Raw genomic sequence first — 17836 nt, 5'->3', positions numbered from 1 at the left:
CCGGGCTTCCGCCGCCATACTTCGGGTTCGTTGGCCGGCGTCGGCGATGAAGGATCCGCCTGGTTGGCTGCGGCGGGCGAAACGACCGGGATCGGGTTGCGTTCCTTAACGACCGGGGTTCAATCCACGTGGGAGCACAATCGTGCCTTCGGTTTTCAGTTGCGTTGCCTCTCGGAATAAACGCCGCGGGCCCGCGGTGGGCAATGGGCTGGAACTACCCCAAGTAACCGGCAGTCTCTAACTTACAAAACGCCGATGCCGTAGTAAGCAAAGCCTTGGTTTCGCAGCTCGTTCCGATCGAAGATGTTGCGACCGTCCACCACCACCTTCCCGCGCATGGCCCGTCCGACCACCTCCCAGTTCGGCAGCCGAAACTCTTTCCACTCCGTCAGCAAAACCAGCGCATCGGCATCCAGCACCGCACCATAAGCGTCCGAAGCATAAGCGATCGCATCGCCGACCCGGCGTTTCGCTTCGGTCATCGCAATCGGGTCGTAGGCCACGACCTCGGCTCCCGCCTCCCGCAGCTGTTCGATCAGCACCAGCGCCGGCGCCTCGCGCATGTCGTCCGTGCCCGGCTTGAAAGCCAAGCCCCACAATGCGATCCGCCGTCCGCGCAACGCTTCGGCGTTGCCGAAATGGCCGACCAGTTTTTCGAACAGAATCCGTTTCTGCCGCTCGTTCACCCGCTCCACAGCCTCCAAGACCTCCATGCGGCAACCGTTTTGTGCCGCGCTGTGGATCAATGCTTTGACGTCTTTCGGGAAGCACGAGCCCCCGTAGCCGCACCCCGGATAGAGGAATTTGTTCCCGATCCGGCTGTCTGCGCCGATCCCCTTGCGAACCATATTGACGTCGGCCCCTACCGCATGGCACAAGGCCGCCACGTCGTTGATGAAACTGATTCGCGTGGCCAGCATCGCGTTGGCCGCATATTTGGTCATCTCGGCCGACGGGATGTCCATGAACATCACCCGGAAGTTGTTGAGTAACATCGGTTTGTAGAGTCGTGTCATCAATTCCCGGGCCCGTTCCGAGTCGGTGCCCACGACCACGCGGTCGGGCCGGATGAAATCTTCGATGGCGTTCCCCTCCTTGAGAAATTCCGGGTTGGAGGCGACGTCGAACGGAATTTGCACGCCTCGCTTATCCAGTTCGCCCTGAATCGTGGCGCGCACCTTGGCCGCCGTCCCCACGGGAACGGTCGATTTGGTCACGACCAGCACATACCGGTCGATGTGCCGACCGATGGTTTCAGCCACCTGAAGCACGTAGCGCAAATCGGCGCTTCCGTCCTCGTCCGGCGGCGTCCCGACGGCCGAAAAGACGATCTCCACCTCCGGCAACACCGATTCCAGCGAGGTGGTGAAGTGGAGCCTTCCGGCTTTGTGGTTCTTTTCGACCAGTTGCTCCAGATTGGGCTCGTAGATCGGGATGATCCCTTGCTGCAACCGTTCGATTTTCGAGGCGTCGGTGTCCACGCAGGTCACGTCGACGCCCAGTTCGGCAAAACAAGTGCCGGTCACCAGACCGACATAACCGGTTCCGACAATCGCTATCTTCATAATTCGGGTTCCTGCGGTTCTGACGGGGTGCTGAGCGGTGCGTAGTCGACGGTAAAGAGGGTACTCCGACTGGTGCTCGGCCCGTTAGAGCCCTTGGTCAAATCATATGAAAATGTGATTTGACCGGAGGTGGAGATCACTAGTTCCGACTCGTTGTTCCCGGTTGCGGTTTGTGCCGTTTCAAGTACTTTTTCCAGGTTTTCTTTCTGCAAGTCCGACACTTTGTTGTCATAAATCACACTGGCCTGCCGGTCGTTTTCGGCTTCGTCGGCGCCTTCGATGATGATCGGTTTGCCGAGCATGCCCGTTCGCACGAAGTCCTGATTGATCAACCAGCCGGTGAGATAGTTCATTACGGCGTATTTGTCTTTCTCGCTGTCGGGCAAGGCTTCGATCTGTTCTGGAGACAGAATTTCTATGCCGATAAAATTAGGGCCGATCTGATAAAACGAGTAGGGTTTCTCTTCCTGACAGGAGGTCAGCGCTATGAAGCCGGCAGCCAAGACGGCCAGCACGCTTAAGATTTTCTTTTTCATAGGGTTCTTACGAATTTTGTTTGGTTAGCTTCATGTCTCGCAGGGGCCGCTCGGGCTCCGTTACAAATATCCGCATTTTTCGGGAAATATCCGACTACTGTTTGCAATACCAGTCGTAGAGTCTCCGGATGCCGTCGTCGATTTCGACCGAGTGGTGCCAGCCGAGGGCGTGCAGACGGGATGGGTCGGTCAGTTTGCGCGGGGTGCCGTCAGGTTTCGAGGCGTCGAAACGGATCTCGCCGGTGTATCCCACGGTGTCGGCGATGAGGCGCACAAGCGAGGCGATGGTGAGTTCGCTGCCGGTGCCGATGTTGAGGTGGCAGTTCCGGATTTCTGTCCCTTTTCCGGCGGCCAGGTCGCGGAAACCGACGTGTTCCATCACGTAGATGCAGGCGGCGGCCATGTCTTCGCTCCAGAGGAACTCCCGCAGGGGTGTCCCGCTGCCCCAGACGGTTATGGTGCCGGAGGCGATACCGTATTTTTCGAGCTTTTCCAATAACTGAGGCTCGGAGGCTGTCCCGTCGATGCCTTCGACCGGGCGGCGGTCGAAGTCCTGACGAATGGTCGCCCAGTCGCCTCGCATCAGAGCTGCTGCGAGGTGCATCTTCCGCAACAGGGCGGGCAGCACGTGGCTGGTTTCGAGGTCGAAGTTGTCTTCGGGGCCGTAGAGGTTGGTGGGCATCACGGCGATGAAGTCAGTGCCGTACTGGAGGTTGAAGCTTTCGCACATCTTCAACCCGGCGATCTTGGCGATGGCGTAGGGTTCGTTGGTGTACTCCAACGGTGAGGCGAGGAGGCACTCTTCGGGCATGGGTTGAGGCGCGTCGCGGGGGTAGATGCAGGTGGAGCCGAGAAAAAGGAGTTTCTTCACGCGGTGTCTCCAGGCTGCGGCGATGACGTTGTTCTGGATCTGGAGGTTGTGCCAGATGAAGTCGGCCCGGTAGAGGGAGTTGGCCATGATTCCTCCGACGTGTGCGGCGGCGAGAAAGATGTATTCGGGTTTTTCGGTTTCGAAAAACTGCTCTACGGCGCGTTGGTCGGTGAGGTCGAGTTGGGCGTGGGTGCGGCCGATCAACCGACTATAGCCTTGTTTTTCCAAGCCGCGCCAGATGGCGGAACCGACCAGACCGCGGTGGCCGGCGACGTATATTTTGGAGTCTTTTTCCATGTCGTAGGAGGTTTATGTGATAGGGGAATTGTTTCGTTGCAGGATATCTTGTTGAGGCTTCGTTGATGGGTTGGTTTGGGCGGTCGGCAGCTTAAGGATGCGCCAGCATCCGTCTAAAGTTTTTTTGGTTCTTTTTGTTCACAAAAAGAACAGTACCAGCCGGGGCAGTGCTTAGACCGCGCGCCCCTGCCTCAACGCGCGCCCCGCCTAAAGAAGCGATTCAACTATTTCGGCGATAAGCCGAAATAGAATGAATCGCGCAGGCGCGCGAAAAAGCGGCGGAGCGCAAGCGGAGCCGCAGTGAAGCGAACACGGGGCGGAGAGCTGGGGCGAGCTTTGGGCTGCAACTGTTCTTCGGGCGCGAAAACCGACTGCGGTTTTCCCGCTGCGCTGGGCCGAGCATGAGGCTTGGATTTGGGCGGTGAGTTGGGCTGTACTCTTGGCCAAGCTTTGAGCCGAGAGCAAATAGCTAAGTTCCCGTGGCAACGGTCGGCCCGCAGCCCCCGGATGCGGAGGGCCGAAATACTCCGCTTTCGCTCCGTCTTCGTTCTCCGCTGGCTGCGGGCGAGGATGAACCCGACAGAAAAAGGCAGTGCATTTGCGGCCCAACGGCTCGCGCGGGCCGAAGCTTCCGACCGCGGAGGCCCGCAACTGACGTTGCTTTGGGCCCCGCAGTCTTCGGTCCGCCCAAGAGGGTAGGATAGTCTCAGCCCCTTACCCACACCGCCCATGCCTTTCCCGTTTATTCCGAGAGGCAACGCAACGGAAAACCGTGGCCGCGGTAACCCATGCTGAAGGGATTGAAGTACTGCGTGCTGAAATGCAAAAATACACTGCCGGTGCCGCTAAAGGCGGACGAGTAGTTGAACCCGTAGCTGCCAACGTTGCCCAGTCCACCCGATCCTGTATCGCGGTAGCCCGGGGCGGTGCTGCTCTGCACTCGGAAGCTGGCCGTCCGGATTCAAGTTAGGGTAGAGGCTGCCATCAAAACGCCCTGTGGGCGCGTTTATTCCGAGAGGCAATGCAACTGAAGACCATGGCCACGGTTACCCACATAACTGGGATTGAACATCCTCGGTTCCGAAGCCAAATACCGCACCGTGATGTCGCCCGTCACCGGCGTACACGCCCAGCCGTACCCGTGGCGGCCGACGTCGCACAGCGCGCCCGAAGCTGCCGAGCGGTAGCCCGGGGCGGCACGGTGTCAGCGCGTGCGAAAAGAATCGAAAGAACGATAATTGTCAGAACTGGAAGTAGATGAACGGCTGTACGTCTCCGCTGCTCAACTGGGCGATCAGCCAGATCAGACCCGTCGTCATCAGGGCATACACCACGATCGGCAGACGCTGTACCGCTTGCAAAGTCCGCTGTTCGAGCCGGTCGCTCGTGAAGTGGAGCACGTAGCCGATCCCCATCAGCAGCAACACCCACTTGTAACCAGCCACGAAATCCCAGAAGATTTCCGGGTGGAACGCCGTGAAGATTTGCGAGAAGATTTGTCCGGCCACCTCCATCGACTCCGCCCGGAAGAAGACCCAGGTCGCACAGACGAAGCTGAACGTCAGGAGAATGCCGATCACCCTGCGCCAGCGCGGCATATTGGCCCCCGTCGGTCGGAAACCCGGCGCGAGGTGCATCGTCAGTTTGTGGCCCGCCAGCCCCGCGCCGTGCAGTCCGCCCCAGACGACGAAACGCATCGCCGCTCCGTGCCACAACCCGCCGAGCAGCATCGTGATCATCAGGTTCGCGTAAGTCCGCAGCCGCCCCTTACGGTTCCCGCCCAGCGAGATGTAGAGATAATCTTTCAGCCAGGTCGAAAGCGAGATGTGCCACCGCCGCCAGAATTCCGTGATGGTGGCCGACTTGTACGGCGAGTTGAAGTTCGCGTTGAACCGGAAACCGAGCAGCAGCGCGATCCCTATGGCCATATCCGAGTAGCCCGAGAAGTCGCAGTAGATCTGCATGGCATAGCCCAATACGCCCATCAGGTTTTCGAGCCCCGTGTAGAGCATCGGGTTGTCGAAAATCCGGTCTACGAAATTGAGGCTGATGAAGTCCGAAATCACCGCTTTCTTGAACAACCCGCACAGAATCAGCCACACTCCTTCGCCGAATTGGGCCCGGCTGACGGTCAGCGGACGCTGGTGGATCTGCGGAATGAAGTCGCGGGCCCGGACGATCGGCCCGGCGACTAACTGCGGGAAGAACGAGATGTAGAACAGGTAGTCGATCCACCGGTGCAGCGGTCGTACTTTGCCCCGGTAGAGGTCGATGATGTAGCTCATCGACTGGAAGGTGAAGAACGATATCCCGATCGGCAGGAAGATGTTCTGGAATTCGAGCGGATCGGCCAGGAAGTTGTTGACGATGTCGATCAGGAAGTTGGTGTACTTGAAGTAGCCCAGCATCCCGAGGTTGATGCAGACGCTCAGAGCCACCCACGCCCGCCGGCTTCCCCTCCGCCGCGAGGTGGCGATGAAGTGGCCGATGAAGAAGTCGCTCGTGGCGGTGAACATCAACAGCAGGAAGAAGATGCCGCTGGTCTTGTAGTAGAAGTAGAGCGAGAAGAGGGTGACGTAGACGATCCGCAGGGTGACGGCCCGGCGCATGAATCCGTAGAAGCAGGTGAATCCCAGAAACAGAAAGAGAAACAGACCGCTGGTGAAGAGCAGCGGTTCGGCGGGATTGTATTTCAGCAGGTCGAGGAGGTTACTGAGCTGTGGAGCCATGACCGATGTATCCGTTGTAAAGTGCGTTGTAAATCAGAAGGCCCTGTATGCGGTATCCTTCGGCGGTGTAGTGTATCTTGTCGCGGGCCATGAGGTTGTGGTCGGCCCAGTTGTGTGCCGATCCTTCGCCGCCGGTAGCGGCGTAGAGGTCGATGAAGGCGACGCCCTGTTCTTCGGCATAGCGCCGCAGGGTGCGGCTGATGCGGCCGAAGTTGGCGTTGGGCTCCCCTTTTTTGAAAGCCTGTACGGGGGCGGTCAGCAGAATGGCGGCTTCGGGATTGGCGGTGCGCAGCGGCGAGACGAACCGATCCACTTCGCGGTAGAAGACGTCGTCGTTGAAGTTGCTGCCGGCGGCTTCGTTCGAGCCCATCGAGAGGATGATCAGGTCGGGTTCCAGCGCGGTGCTCTGGCGCACGACCTCTTCCTGCTTGCCCCAGTGTAGGAAGCAGGCGCTGTTGACTCCCATGGCGTGGTAGAGGATGCCGTTGCGGCCGTTTTCCAGCGAAAAACCGTAGATGGGCCCGCGGGCGAATTTCCCGTCGGCGTAGGTGTGCAGTTCGAGGGAGTCGACGTTCGAGACGAGGTCGATGTCGGTGTTGAAGTCGTAGATAATGTCCGGGGTTCCGATTCCGGCCGAGAGGCTGTCGGGGGCTTCGATGATCGGGGCGTATTTCCCGTGAAAGATCCGGACTTTGTTGAAGCTGTAGTCGAGGGTGTCTTTAGTGGGCAGGGCACAGAGCAGGAGTTTGTTCTCGGCGCGCGAGCTCTGGACGGCGATGCCGGTGATGCCGATCGGCTGGCTGGCTCCTTTCCCTTGGATGATGCGGGCGCAGCTCCATTCGCCGCAGGCGCCCGACACGGGTCGGATGGCGTAGTCGCGGGGTTCGTTGCTGCCGCCGAGTTTGTGGGGGACGATCATGCCTCGTCCGGCGTTTCCGAATCGGGCGTGGAGGTGGCGCATAATGACGTCGGGAATCACGCCGCCTTGGATGTGCGAGTCGCCGAACTGGATGATATTGACACGACGGATGGCCTCTTCGACCGTCGTGTCGGCGGTGTCGGAGACGGGAAAACGCAGGGGATCGATTCGCCTGAGTTTACTATAAAAAGCGGCGAGGTGATCGGCCGGGTCGCACAAGGTGTCGGCGGCGGTATCGACAAAGGAGTAGGAGGCGATAAACACCGAGTCGGAGGGAACGATTTCGGTTTCCTGTTGTTCTTGACGTTTTTCAGCGCCGCAACTGCTCAGGGCGATTACGGCTGCGAGTACGCTGTAAATGATATACTTTAGCATCTGTTTCGACACTTAAAATTCGGTTATGTTTCCAAGGTGACAGGGCCTGTGCGTTTCAGGTCGCTCTTGTGAGCGAGCCTGGGGCCGAGGCGATCGTAGAAAAACCTGGGTATCGCCTGTTCTGCGCGCGAATAACGGGTTGGGCTGAGGCTTTGCGCATGCGGGTATACCCGGCCAGAGCATCCCTTTAGGGATGCGCTCTAAAGTTTTTCTGGTTCTCTTTGTTCACAAAGAGAACAGTTCTATCTGGGGCAGTGATCAGCCCGCGCGGCACGCCATAGGAGGGAAATCTTGTCAAAATGTGCCAGCACATTTTGACAAGATTTCCCAAGGCGCGCGAAAAAAGGAATTGGGCAAAGGCGAGTCAAAGCTCGATCGCGCGCGACCGCTGGAGTAGGAAATCATTCAAACGCGTGCTTCGCGTTTGAATAAGATTTCCGCCAGCGCGCGAACAAAGAGCTGGGCTGAGTCTGCCCTTTGCCCACCGCGGGCACGCGGGGCCTGCCCGGCCCGAGGGCAGTCTCGTCCTGTCGGTAAAGCCGCGCGCCGTCGCCTAAAGAAGCGATTCAGCTATTTCGGCGGTGAGCCGAATATAGATGAACGCGCAAGGCGCGCGAACAAAGAATGGGGTAGAGGCTGCCAGTAAAACGCCCTTTGGGCGCGCCCGCCCGCTTAAAGAGGGATTTCGCTTGTTTTGCGACAGCAAAATAGAGATGAAATCCCAGCGGGCGACGGAAAACGCGGCGGAGCGACAGCGGAGCCGCAGTGAGGCCGACACGGGGCGGAGAACTGGGCCGTGCTTTGGGCCGTGTCTGTTCTTCAGGCGCGAAAACCGTAATCGGTTCTCGCGCCGCGCTGGCCGAGCTTGGAGCTGGAATCTGGGCTGTGGCTTGGGTTGAACCGTTGGCCAAGCTCAGGCTGAGAGCGAATAGCGCGATTCGTAGAATCGCCGTCCTCGGCGAGAGCGACGCTATAGCGGCGCGTGGGGGCGCGCCGAAGACGAACCCAACGGATTGGGGTAATAAAGAAAATGTTGCTATTGCGGTTCGTAGAACCGCCGGGCCTGCGCGCTGGGCCTTCGGCCCACCCGGGGGGCGCGCAGCCCGAACCTGACAGACATGATCAGTAAATGGGGCCGAGCTCCTGTGACTCGTAGAGTCGCGCGGGCCGGAGCCACTCCCGGCGTAGGGCCGCAACTCGCGATGCTCGTTTGGGCCCCGCTGGCTCCGGCCGCCAAAGTCAAGTCAGTTAGGGTAGCTCCAGCCCATTGCTCACCGCGGGCCCGCGGCGTTTATTCCGAGAGGCAGCGCAACTGAAAACCGTAGCCGCGGTTGTGCGTGCTGCCGGGATTGACGTCCGTCGTGTTGAACCCCAAGAGCATGCCGTTGATGCTGTTCAAATTGGGAGCGGAAGACCAGCTGTATCCGCTGTTGCCAGCGTAGTCCGGCGCACCATGAAGCCTTTCGCGGAAGCCCGGGGCGGGGTCGCTCGGCACTCGAACCGAGCCGCCTACTTTCCTAAGTTTTGCCCCCAAGAACAGCCGCCTTTACCCTCGATTACCTCAGCCCCTCCCCCTCGTCCTCGACACGATATGCCTGTTCGTGACCGCCATCTGAAAACAAAGAACGAAAATACTTCGCCGTCAGGAACAAAAAAGGCATCCTACCGCTAAATAGGATGCCGTCGGCCTGATCAGGCGTGTTGACCCGCTAGGATTCGAACCCAGAAAGACAGAACCAGAATCTGTAGTGTTACCATTACACCACGGGTCAATAAAATCCCTTTCAAAGGAGAATTCGCTGCAAATTTAATGCGTCTGATCGAAACCAGCAACAAAATCTGCAAAAAAAGTGTTGACCCACCAGGACTCGAACCTGGAACGACAGAACCAAAATCTGCTGTGTTACCATTACACCATGGGTCAGAACCGCTTTCGCACGGCAAAAGTAGCGTTTTTCTGTGAAACCGCCAAATTATCGGATGTTGGCGATCGACATAATGTCTGCGAAGACCCCCGCCGCCGTCACCGAAGCCCCCGCGCCGTACCCTTTGATCTGGAGCGGATACTCGTCGTAGCGCGTCGTCCGGATCAGGATGATGTTGTTGCTACCCTCCAGGTCATAGAACGGATGTCCCGTCTCGACCGTTTCGAGCCCCACCGAACAGCGGCCGTTCTCCATCGACGCCACGAACCGCCACCGTTTCCCCTCTGCCGCCAGCACGCGCCGCTGACGTTCGAACTCCTCGTCCAGTTGCGGCACTTTGGCCCAGAAATCCTCCGTCGAACCCTCGAAGATCGAGGCCGGAACGAACAGGTTTTTCACCACATCCGCCTGTTCCACCGCGTAGCCCGATTCGCGGGCCAGAATCACCAGCTTGCGCACCACGTCCGTCCCGCTGAGGTCGATCCGCGGGTCGGGCTCGGCATAACCCGCCTCCTTGGCCATCGCCACCGCCCGGCTGAAGGGAATCTCTTCCGACAGGACGTTGAAGATGTAGTTCAGCGTCCCGCTCAGCACCGCCCGAAGTCCCAGAATCGTATCCCCGCTGTGTCGCAGATCGTTGATCGTGTTGATAATCGGCAGCCCCGCCCCCACGTTGGTCTCGAAAAGGAACTTGACGCCCCGCGTCCGGGCTGTGTTTTTCAGCGCCGCATAGTGGTCGTAAGCCGACGATGCGGCGATTTTGTTGGCCGTCACCACCGAAACGTTGTGTCCCAACAGATCCCCGTAGATTTCCGCCACCTCCGGGCTGGCCGTGCAGTCGACGAAGACCGAGTTGAAGATGTTCATCTCCGCGATCCGGTCACGGATGGTCTGCGGCGTGGTGGGAATGCCTTCTGTCTCCAGCCGTTCGCGATACTGCGACAGGTCGATCCCCTCGCGGTCGAAAATGCTGCGCCGCGAGTTCGAAATACCTACGACGTTAATTTTCAGGGCATTCGTTCGCAACAGCTCCTCCTGCTGCGAGCGAATCTGCTCGATCAGCGAGCCCCCCACGAGTCCTACGCCGGTCAGAAAGAGGTTCAGCACCTGATATTCCGACAGAAAAAACGAGTCGTGAATGACGTTCAGCGTCTTCCGCAGGCTCTCGACCTTGACGACGAACGAGATGTTGGTCTCGCTGGCCCCTTGTGCGCAGGCGATGACGTTGATCCCGTTCCGTCCGAGCGTCCCGAACAGCTTGCCGGCGATCCCCGGACAGTGGCGCATGTTCTCGCCGACGATCGCCACCGTCGCGAGGTCGCACTCCAGCATGATCTCGTCGATCTCGCCCGTGGCGATCTCCTGCGCGAATTCCGTGCTCAGCACCTCCCGGGCCCGTTCCGCGTCGTCGCGCCGGACGCCGATCGAGGTGGTGTTCTCGCTCGATGCCTGAGAGACCATGAAGACGCTTACCCCCGCCTTCGCCAGCGCCTTGAATATCCGGTAGTTGACGCCGATCACGCCGCACATCCCCAGTCCGCGGATGGTCAGCAGGCAGCTGTCGTTGATCGATGAAATCCCTTTGATCGCCTTGTGTATGTCGCCCCGCCCGGCCACCGGGACGGTCACCTCGCGGGAGATGTAAGTCCCCGGACACTCCGTCCGGTAAGTGTTGCGAATATAAATCGGGATATTCCGGTTGTAAGCCGGGAAGATGGTCGGCGGGTAGATGACCTTCGCGCCGAAGTTGCAGAGCTCCATCGCCTCGACGAAGGTCAGCGATTCGATCAGGTAGGCCTTGTCGATCACCCGCGGGTCGGCCGTCATGAAACCGTCCACGTCGGTGTAGATGTTGAGCGCCTCGGCCCCCACCGCCGCCGCGATAATGGCCGCCGTGTAGTCCGAACCGCCGCGTCCCAGCGTGGTCGCCTCGCCGGTGGTCTTGTCCGACGAGATGAAGCCCGGCACGACGCTCACCCGCGCATCGTCCGCAAAAGTGGAGCGCACCAGCTCGTTGGTCAGCGTAAAATCGACGATATGCTTATTGAAGTAGGGTTCGGTCTTGATGAAAGCGCGCGCGTCGCGCAGCACAGCGCCGTCGATGATCCGGCTGACGATCAGCGAGCTGAGCCGTTCGCCGTAGCCGACGACGGTGTTGGTCGTTTTGGGCGAGAGATCCTGGATGAGGAAGATGCCGCGGAGGATGTTTCCGAGCTCTTCGAGCAGCGCTTCGACCTGTGTCGAGGTCTCTGCCTGCAAATGCGTCGGCACGCTCTCGGCGATCGCCTCCCGGTGCCGGCGGCAGATGGTTTCGTACTGGTCGCGATAGGTCGGATCGGCTTGGGCCGCCGCCGCGCCCGTCGCTAACAGGAGGTCGGTGATGCCGCCCAGGGCGGAGACTACGACCGCTACGCGGCCCGGCTCCCGGCCGATGATCTCCCGGATATTTTGCAGACCGGCGGCCGAACCTACGGAGGTGCCGCCGAATTTGAAGACTTTCATCGCCTGTCTCTGATTTTCGTTCGGTGGTTGAAACGCGCAAGATAGACATTTTGCCGGAAATATCAGCCATCCGGAGGCGATGCGGGCGGAAAAAAGAAGGGGAGGGCCGCTCCGGAATCAGACGGTGCGGAGGTATTTTTCGTAGATGCTTTTCCGCAGTTCGTTCAGCGCGCCGAGGCGTTGCATGATCTCCTGCGCCTCCTCCATGGTCTGGATGCCGAGCAGCTCCTTCTGGAGCGAGGCGATGATCGAGCAGACCACTTTCGATTTATAGATCGTGATCGCCTTGGGTATGGCCTCGCCGAGCCGCTCGCGCTCGGTGGAGACGCGGATTTCGTAGCGCTCCCACATCCGGCTCGGGGCATAGGTCTCCTCTTGGGTCAGCAGATCCACCACGAGCGACGCCACCTCCGCCGAAGGGTGGTTGATGAAACGGTTCACCTCCGGCGCCCGGTTCTCCTCGCGGTAGATCCGGACGTACTCTTCGTAAATCTGCCGGCACAGCGGGCTGTGCATCTCGATGCGGTCGAGCTCCAGGTCGCCGATGATGGTCTCGGCCACACTGAGCGAGACGATCTCGGTGGGCGACATCTCGAAGTCGAAGTTCTCGCCGCCGTATTTGAGCAGGTAGCCCACCAACTCCCGTTCCAACTGCTCCAGTTCGCGGTTGAGCCCCTGTTCGGCGAAGCTGAGTTTCGGGGCGAGGTCGACCGGCGCCGTCGATTCGGCGACCGGCCCCTCCGGCGAATAGGACGGCGCGGCGGTCGGATCGCTTTCCTGCCGTTGCAGGAACTGCTCCTTGCGCCGCTGGTTCTCCGCCACCTCGCGCCCCGCCTGACCGTCCACCATCGTGACTCGTTTTTTTGCGACCTCGCGAATCAGGATGTCTTCGTCGATTTCGAGCTTCCGCGCGCACTCTCGGATAAAGACCGACCGCGTGATCGCCTCCGGAATCGTGGCGATCGACTCCACCACGCTGGCGATCACCTCCGCCCGCTTGATCGGGTCTTCGGCCGCGTCGCCCAGCAGAATCCGGGTCTTGAACGAGATGAAGTCCTCTTCCTGCTCCTCGATATAGGCTTGCAGCTCCGTGGCGTTGTGCGCCCGGGCGAAAGAGTCCGGGTCTTCGCCCTCCGGCAGCAGCACGCACCGCACGGTCAGCCCCTCGCGCAGAATCATGTCGATCCCCCGCATCGAGGCCTTGATCCCCGCCGCGTCGCCGTCGTAGATGACCGTCACATTCTTGGTGAACCGCTTGATGAGCTTGATCTGCTCCACCGTGAGCGATGTCCCGGACGAGGCCACGACGTTCTCGACCCCCGACTGGTGCATCTGGAGCACGTCGGTGTAGCCCTCGACCAGGATACAACGGTTGAACTGCGTGATGGCCTTCTTGGCGAAGTAGATGCCGTAGAGGGTGTTGCTCTTGTGATAGATCTCGCTCTCGGGCGAGTTGAGGTATTTGGCGACCTTCTTGTCCGTCCGCAGCGTCCGCCCGCCGAACGCGATCACGCGTCCCGAGAGCGAATGGACGGGAAACATCACCCGTCCGCAAAAACGGTCGTAGTATCCCCCGCCGTTGGCTGCCTCCCGTTTGATGGTGAGCCCCGTGCCCACCAGAAAGGATTCCTGATACCCCTCGCTCAGCGCGGCCCGGGTCATGGCGTCGCCCTTGGAGGGGCAATAGCCGAGCTGGAACTTCGCGATCGTGGCGTTGGTAAACCCCCGTTCGCGGAAGTAGCTCACGCCGATGCTCTCCCCCTCCGACGTCCGCAGCTGGGACTCGAAGTACTGGTTGGCCCACGAGGTGACGACCATCATGCTCTCGCGGTCGTCGTTGCGCTGGCGCTCTTCGGGGGTCTGCTCCTTCTCGCGGACTTCGATGCCGTATTTCTTGGCCACCCACTTCAGGGCTTCGACGTAGCTCAACCCCTCGTGCTCCATCACGAAGCTGATGGCGTTGCCCCCCTTGCCGCACCCGAAGCATTTGTAGAGCCCTTTGGAGGGCGAGACGACGAACGAGGGGGTCTTTTCGTTGTGGAACGGACAGCAGGCCTGGTAGTTGACCCCTTTCTTCTTCAGGGTCACGAAGTCGCTCACCACATCCACGATGTCTGCGGCGGCGAAAATTCGGTCTACGGTCTGGCGGTCGATCATAACGGGAACAAAGTTACGGTTTTTAGGCTTCGGTCGGCGTGTCGCTCTTTTTCCGGGAAATATTATTTTTGCACCCGATTCTCAATCTCTTCCGAAGCATGAAACGAATCCTTGCCGTTTTTATTTCGACCCTGCTGGGCATCGCTTGCGTCCGGGCTGCCGACAGCACTGAAAAACGGGTGAAATTCAAGTTCGGGGGGCGCATCGATGCCCAGCTGTTCCACGACTCGTACACCTCGAAAGCCTCGAACGGCGGCATTTTCTATTACTTCCCGCTCGCGCCGGAATACAACGCGCAGGGGCAGGATCTGCACCGGGAAAATTCGTTGCGGTTCGGGGTGGCCAATTCGCGGCTGCGTTTCACCGCCACGGCGGCCGACATCCTCGGCGGAGAGGCTGCCGGATACGTCGAAACCGATTTCATGGGGTCGGGCAGCAACATCGGCGTGCTGCGGCTGCGGCATGCTTATATCTCGTTGAATTGGGAGCGGAGCCAGCTGATGATCGGCCAGACCAACAACCTGTCGGTGCCGGAGGAGGTCTTTCCGAACACGGTGGCGCACGGAGCCGGAACGCCGCTCAACCCCCAGTCGCGTATCCCGCAAATCCGGTATTCCCGGAAGTTGGGCGAAATCGTTCGGTTGAGCGCGGCGGCGGGCTTTTATACCGGCAAGGAGGGGGAGGCGCAGGCCTATGGGCTGGTGCCCGATTTCGCCCTGCGGCTGTCGGTCGGCGACAACCGGACGAAGGTGAGTGTCAGTGGAGCCGTGAAGTCGATCCGGCCGCGCAACCTGACGGAGGATTCGATCCGGACGCACCGGCGGGTGGCGGCTTTCAATGCCTCGATTTTCGGGCTCCATACGTTCGGCGGGGGACACAAACTGACCGCTTTCGCGATGTGGGGCGAAGACCTCTCCACGCTCAGCATGCTGGGGGGATACGGGCCGCGGTTGAGGGATGTGGAGCGCGGCGAGACGGATTACGGCTATACGACCACGCAGACGATCGCCATGTGGCTCGGATTCGAAACGAAGATCATGAAGGGCTGGCAGCCGGGCCTGCTGACCGGCTGGACGAAGAATTTAGGGTCGGGCCGAGAGATCGACCTGGCCGAGGCGGAGATTCCGGACAAGGGGATCGACTGGTATTTCCGGCTCTCGCCGCGCCTGTGGTACCACTACAAACAGCTCTCGTTCGGACTGGAGTATATGTACAGCCTCGCTTCGTGGGGCCGGGCGTTCGATGCCCACTACCGGCCGACGGAACGGTACGAAAATTCGCAGAACCACCGCGTTACGCTGCTGGCCCGCTTCAAATTCTAAAGTAAGTCTCGGGAATAAAGATATTATAGAGAACCGCCCGTCGGCCATGCGACGAGCTCCATCCGAACCCCGTCTCTTTCCGTCGTTTGCGACAGCCGGGCATAAGCCGGTCGTTCGATCCACTCGCCCAGTATCACCACCTCGCACCGGCTTCCCAGCCGATGTATGATCGGTGTGTGGATATGCCCGCAGACGAGATAATCGGTCTCCGGATGATCCGCGGCATAGACCCGCGCAAAGCGCACGATCGGCTCCTCTTCGCCCCGGAAAACGTGCGCCACCCCCTCCGTCCTCCCATGCCGGTTGTGCGACGACCACCACCGTCCGAAACGCATCATCGTGTTCGGATGGAGCCCCGCCGCCGCCACCCGCCTCAGCCACCGGCAGTGGAAAATCCGGCGCAGTACGGTGTATTTCCAGTCGCCGCTCTTCCCCAGCCCGTCGCCGTGCGCCACGAAAATCCGTTTTCCGTACAGTTCGAACACCTCCGGAGTCGTATGCACCGTCATGCCGATCTCGGTCGCAAAGTAGTCGCCGATCCACAAGTCGTGGTTGCCGACAAAAAAGTGTACCGGTATCCCCCGGTCGCAGAACGCCGCCAGCCGGCCCAGCGTCCGTGTGAAACCCTTGGGCACCACCCGCCGGTACTCGAACCAGAAGTCGAAAATGTCGCCCGCTAGGAAAAGCCCCTCGCAGTCCGCTTCGATCGCATCGAGCCACGCCACGAACAGCCGCTCCCGCTCCCGCGGATCTTCGTCGCGGTAGGAGAGTCCCAGATGGACGTCGGATGCGAAATAGTAAGCCATAAAAAATGAAGATAGTCGGACGAGTCCGATGTCGCGTTACCGCGGCAACAGGTCGCTCAGCCAGTCGGTGTAGGTCCACACGTAATAGCAGACATATCCCAACGCCCCCAGAGCGATCAATACCGCCAAAAACGAGACGGTGTAGTTGTGTGGATTCCGTTCTCTCGGCGGCGCCACTCTCGGCCCCCGCCGTCCGCCGCCGCGTCGCCCCGGCCCCGGACGCCTCTGGCTCCGCCTCCGGTCATACCCTCCTCGGGCGTAGGCAGCCTCCGTCTCCGCCGCCGTCCCGTTGCCGTCCGCCAGCCACCGCCCCACAGGCAGCACCAGCGGCTCCGTCGGCAGCGGATTGAGCAGCTCCAGAAACTCCGGGTCGGGATAGAACTCCGCCGTGCGTTGCAGATAGCCGTCGTAACCCTCCGTCTCGCGCAGGGCGATCGTCCCGACCCCGTCGAGCCACATCGACCCCTCGGCCAGCCCTTGTGCCCGGGCCTCCGCGCAGGCCGAGGCGCGCCACTCCTCCTCCCATGCCGCCGCCGTCGCCAGGTCTACAGCCAGCTCCGCCGCGATGATCTCCACGAACGGCACCCCCTCCGTATATCCCCCCTCGTCGTCCGTCAGCGGCTCTCCTTCCGGCACCAGCTCCGGCATCCGCCGCGGCGGATCGAGCCGACGCCCGGTCGCGAACTGGGCCCCGCTGCGCAAAGTCCGCAACGTCCCCACCCCCTCCAGCGTCACCGGAAGGTGTTGCAGCAGGTAACGGCGCAATATGGTTGTCACGGAGTCCATCTCTGTCTCGGTCAGCTTATTTGGTGTTCTGTTTTGTGTCGATCGGTGACAAACCGGCGATGGTCTCTTCGATCACCGTCGGAAAGTGGCGGTGCTCCAGTACATGAATTTTCGCGGCAAGCGTCTCCGCCGTGTCGTCGGCGTCCACCGCCACCGTGGCCTGGAAAATCGTGTCCCCGCTGTCGTACCGTTCGTTGACCCAGTGGATCGTGATGCCCGACTCCCGTTCTCCCGCCTCGATCACCGCGCGGTGCACCCGGTCGCCGTACATCCCCCGCCCGCCGAACTTCGGCAGCAGCGCCGGATGGATATTCACGATCCGTCCCGCATAGGCATCCGTCAGATAGTGAGGCACCAGCCACAGAAAACCCGCCAGGACGATAAAGTCGATCCCGTGTTCCTGCAATAACGATGCCACCCGTCCCCCCGGTTCGCCGAACTCCTCGCGCGTGAAGACCGCCGTCGGCACCCCGAACCCCTCGGCCCGTTTCAAAGCGTAGGCATCCTCGCGGTTCGAGAGCAGCAACGCCACCCGCCCCCGCATCGAACCTTCGAAATGCCGCATGATCGCCTCCGCATTCGTCCCCGAACCGGATGCGAAAATCGCTATGTTAATCATAATGAGTCGTTTGTGTTGAATTCGGCAAATAAAAGTACAAAAAAAACAGACCCGCCGCCCGAATTTCAGAAAAAAACCATACTTTTGTCCTGCGTCGGGACAACATTTCGATCCGAAAACACGCACTTAGATTGTCAAACCTAAATTAAGAACACTATGTCTGAAATCTCTTCAAAAGTAGTCGAAATCATCGTCGATAAACTCGGCGTGGATGCTTCGGAAGCGGTTCCTACCGCCAGCTTCACCAACGATCTGGGCGCCGACTCGCTGGACACCGTCGAACTGATCATGGAATTCGAAAAAGAATTCGAAATCTCGATTCCGGACGAAGACGCTGAAAAGATCGCTACCGTGGGTGACGCCATTACCTACATCGAAGGCAAAAAGAACTAAGCGACCGATTCGGTTGTAGACTCAGTATAAGACT

General features: G+C 60.1%; 15 protein-coding genes and 2 tRNA genes. 3 read left to right on the top strand and 14 right to left on the bottom strand.

What is annotated here, in order from left to right; translation table 11 throughout:
* Positions 1-30: 30 nt before the first annotated feature.
* A complete protein-coding gene (locus tag ACTO3O_RS01960) occupies positions 31-180 on the top strand; it encodes a hypothetical protein (RefSeq protein ID WP_294594572.1) in 150 nt (49 codons plus the stop codon).
* A gap of 62 nt (positions 181-242) precedes the next feature.
* On the opposite strand, the gene ACTO3O_RS01955 is transcribed toward ACTO3O_RS01960, so the two are convergent.
* The 11 genes from ACTO3O_RS01955 to dnaG all read right to left on the bottom strand — a co-directional run bounded on the left by ACTO3O_RS01955 (position 243) and on the right by dnaG (position 13876).
* Positions 243-1565, bottom strand: coding sequence for a UDP-glucose dehydrogenase family protein (locus ACTO3O_RS01955; protein WP_297832137.1), 1323 nt, complete (start codon positions 1563-1565; stop codon positions 243-245).
* Complete coding sequence (locus ACTO3O_RS01950; protein ID WP_297832140.1) at positions 1562-2101, bottom strand: hypothetical protein; 540 nt, start codon at positions 2099-2101, stop codon at positions 1562-1564. Before ACTO3O_RS01950 ends, ACTO3O_RS01955 begins: the two co-directional genes overlap by 4 nt.
* 94 nt (positions 2102-2195) lie before the next feature.
* Positions 2196-3269, bottom strand: a complete 1074-nt coding sequence (locus ACTO3O_RS01945; RefSeq protein WP_297832143.1) for a GDP-L-fucose synthase family protein — start codon at positions 3267-3269, stop codon at positions 2196-2198.
* A 742-nt stretch (positions 3270-4011) separates the two neighbouring features.
* Positions 4012-4209 carry a hypothetical protein gene (locus ACTO3O_RS01940; RefSeq protein WP_298080827.1) on the bottom strand — a complete coding sequence of 66 codons (198 nt, stop codon included), beginning with the start codon at positions 4207-4209 and terminating at the stop codon, positions 4012-4014.
* 301 nt (positions 4210-4510) lie between these two features.
* The gene (locus ACTO3O_RS01935; RefSeq protein WP_297832716.1) at positions 4511-5998 is read right to left on the bottom strand and encodes an MBOAT family O-acyltransferase; all 1488 of its coding nucleotides are present in this window, start codon (positions 5996-5998) and stop codon (positions 4511-4513) included.
* Complete coding sequence (locus tag ACTO3O_RS01930) at positions 5979-7292, bottom strand: GDSL-type esterase/lipase family protein (RefSeq protein ID WP_297832719.1); 1314 nt, start codon at positions 7290-7292, stop codon at positions 5979-5981. Before ACTO3O_RS01930 ends, ACTO3O_RS01935 begins: the two co-directional genes overlap by 20 nt.
* Positions 7293-8583: 1291 nt before the next feature.
* Positions 8584-8787, bottom strand: coding sequence for a hypothetical protein (locus ACTO3O_RS01925; protein ID WP_298080830.1), 204 nt, complete (start codon positions 8785-8787; stop codon positions 8584-8586).
* A gap of 206 nt (positions 8788-8993) precedes the next feature.
* A tRNA-Gln gene (locus ACTO3O_RS01920) sits at positions 8994-9064 on the bottom strand.
* Between the two features lie 81 nt (positions 9065-9145).
* A tRNA-Gln gene (locus ACTO3O_RS01915) sits at positions 9146-9216 on the bottom strand.
* A gap of 49 nt (positions 9217-9265) precedes the next feature.
* A complete protein-coding gene (thrA, locus tag ACTO3O_RS01910) occupies positions 9266-11719 on the bottom strand; it encodes a bifunctional aspartate kinase/homoserine dehydrogenase I (RefSeq protein WP_297831516.1) in 2454 nt (817 codons plus the stop codon).
* Between the two features lie 117 nt (positions 11720-11836).
* Complete coding sequence (dnaG, locus tag ACTO3O_RS01905) at positions 11837-13876, bottom strand: DNA primase (RefSeq protein WP_297831514.1); 2040 nt, start codon at positions 13874-13876, stop codon at positions 11837-11839.
* Positions 13877-13974: 98 nt separating this feature from the next.
* On the opposite strand from dnaG, the gene ACTO3O_RS01900 reads away from it, so the two are divergent.
* Positions 13975-15198: a DcaP family trimeric outer membrane transporter gene (locus ACTO3O_RS01900; protein WP_297831512.1), complete on the top strand. Its 1224-nt coding sequence runs from the start codon at positions 13975-13977 to the stop codon at positions 15196-15198.
* A 23-nt stretch (positions 15199-15221) separates the two neighbouring features.
* On the opposite strand, the gene ACTO3O_RS01895 is transcribed toward ACTO3O_RS01900, so the two are convergent.
* Genes ACTO3O_RS01895 through purN form a run of 3 tightly spaced genes read right to left on the bottom strand, consistent with a single transcriptional unit; the run spans position 15222 to position 17409 of the window.
* Positions 15222-16004 (bottom strand): UDP-2,3-diacylglucosamine diphosphatase, encoded by a 783-nt coding sequence (locus ACTO3O_RS01895; RefSeq protein WP_297831509.1) that lies wholly within the window; start codon positions 16002-16004, stop codon positions 15222-15224.
* A gap of 36 nt (positions 16005-16040) precedes the next feature.
* Entirely contained in the window at positions 16041-16790 is a 750-nt protein-coding gene (locus ACTO3O_RS01890) for a hypothetical protein (RefSeq protein ID WP_294593653.1), read from the bottom strand.
* A gap of 16 nt (positions 16791-16806) precedes the next feature.
* Entirely contained in the window at positions 16807-17409 is a 603-nt protein-coding gene (purN, locus tag ACTO3O_RS01885; protein ID WP_297831504.1) for a phosphoribosylglycinamide formyltransferase, read from the bottom strand.
* A 156-nt stretch (positions 17410-17565) separates the two neighbouring features.
* Between purN and ACTO3O_RS01880 the strand changes: the two genes are divergently transcribed.
* A complete protein-coding gene (locus ACTO3O_RS01880; protein WP_294593649.1) occupies positions 17566-17802 on the top strand; it encodes an acyl carrier protein in 237 nt (78 codons plus the stop codon).
* Positions 17803-17836 lie beyond the last annotated feature (34 nt).

It is taken from the genome of Rikenella sp., from assembly GCF_056799795.1.
Note: the sequence above shows the minus strand (reverse complement) of the source record. Positions and strands in the feature narration are given on the sequence as shown.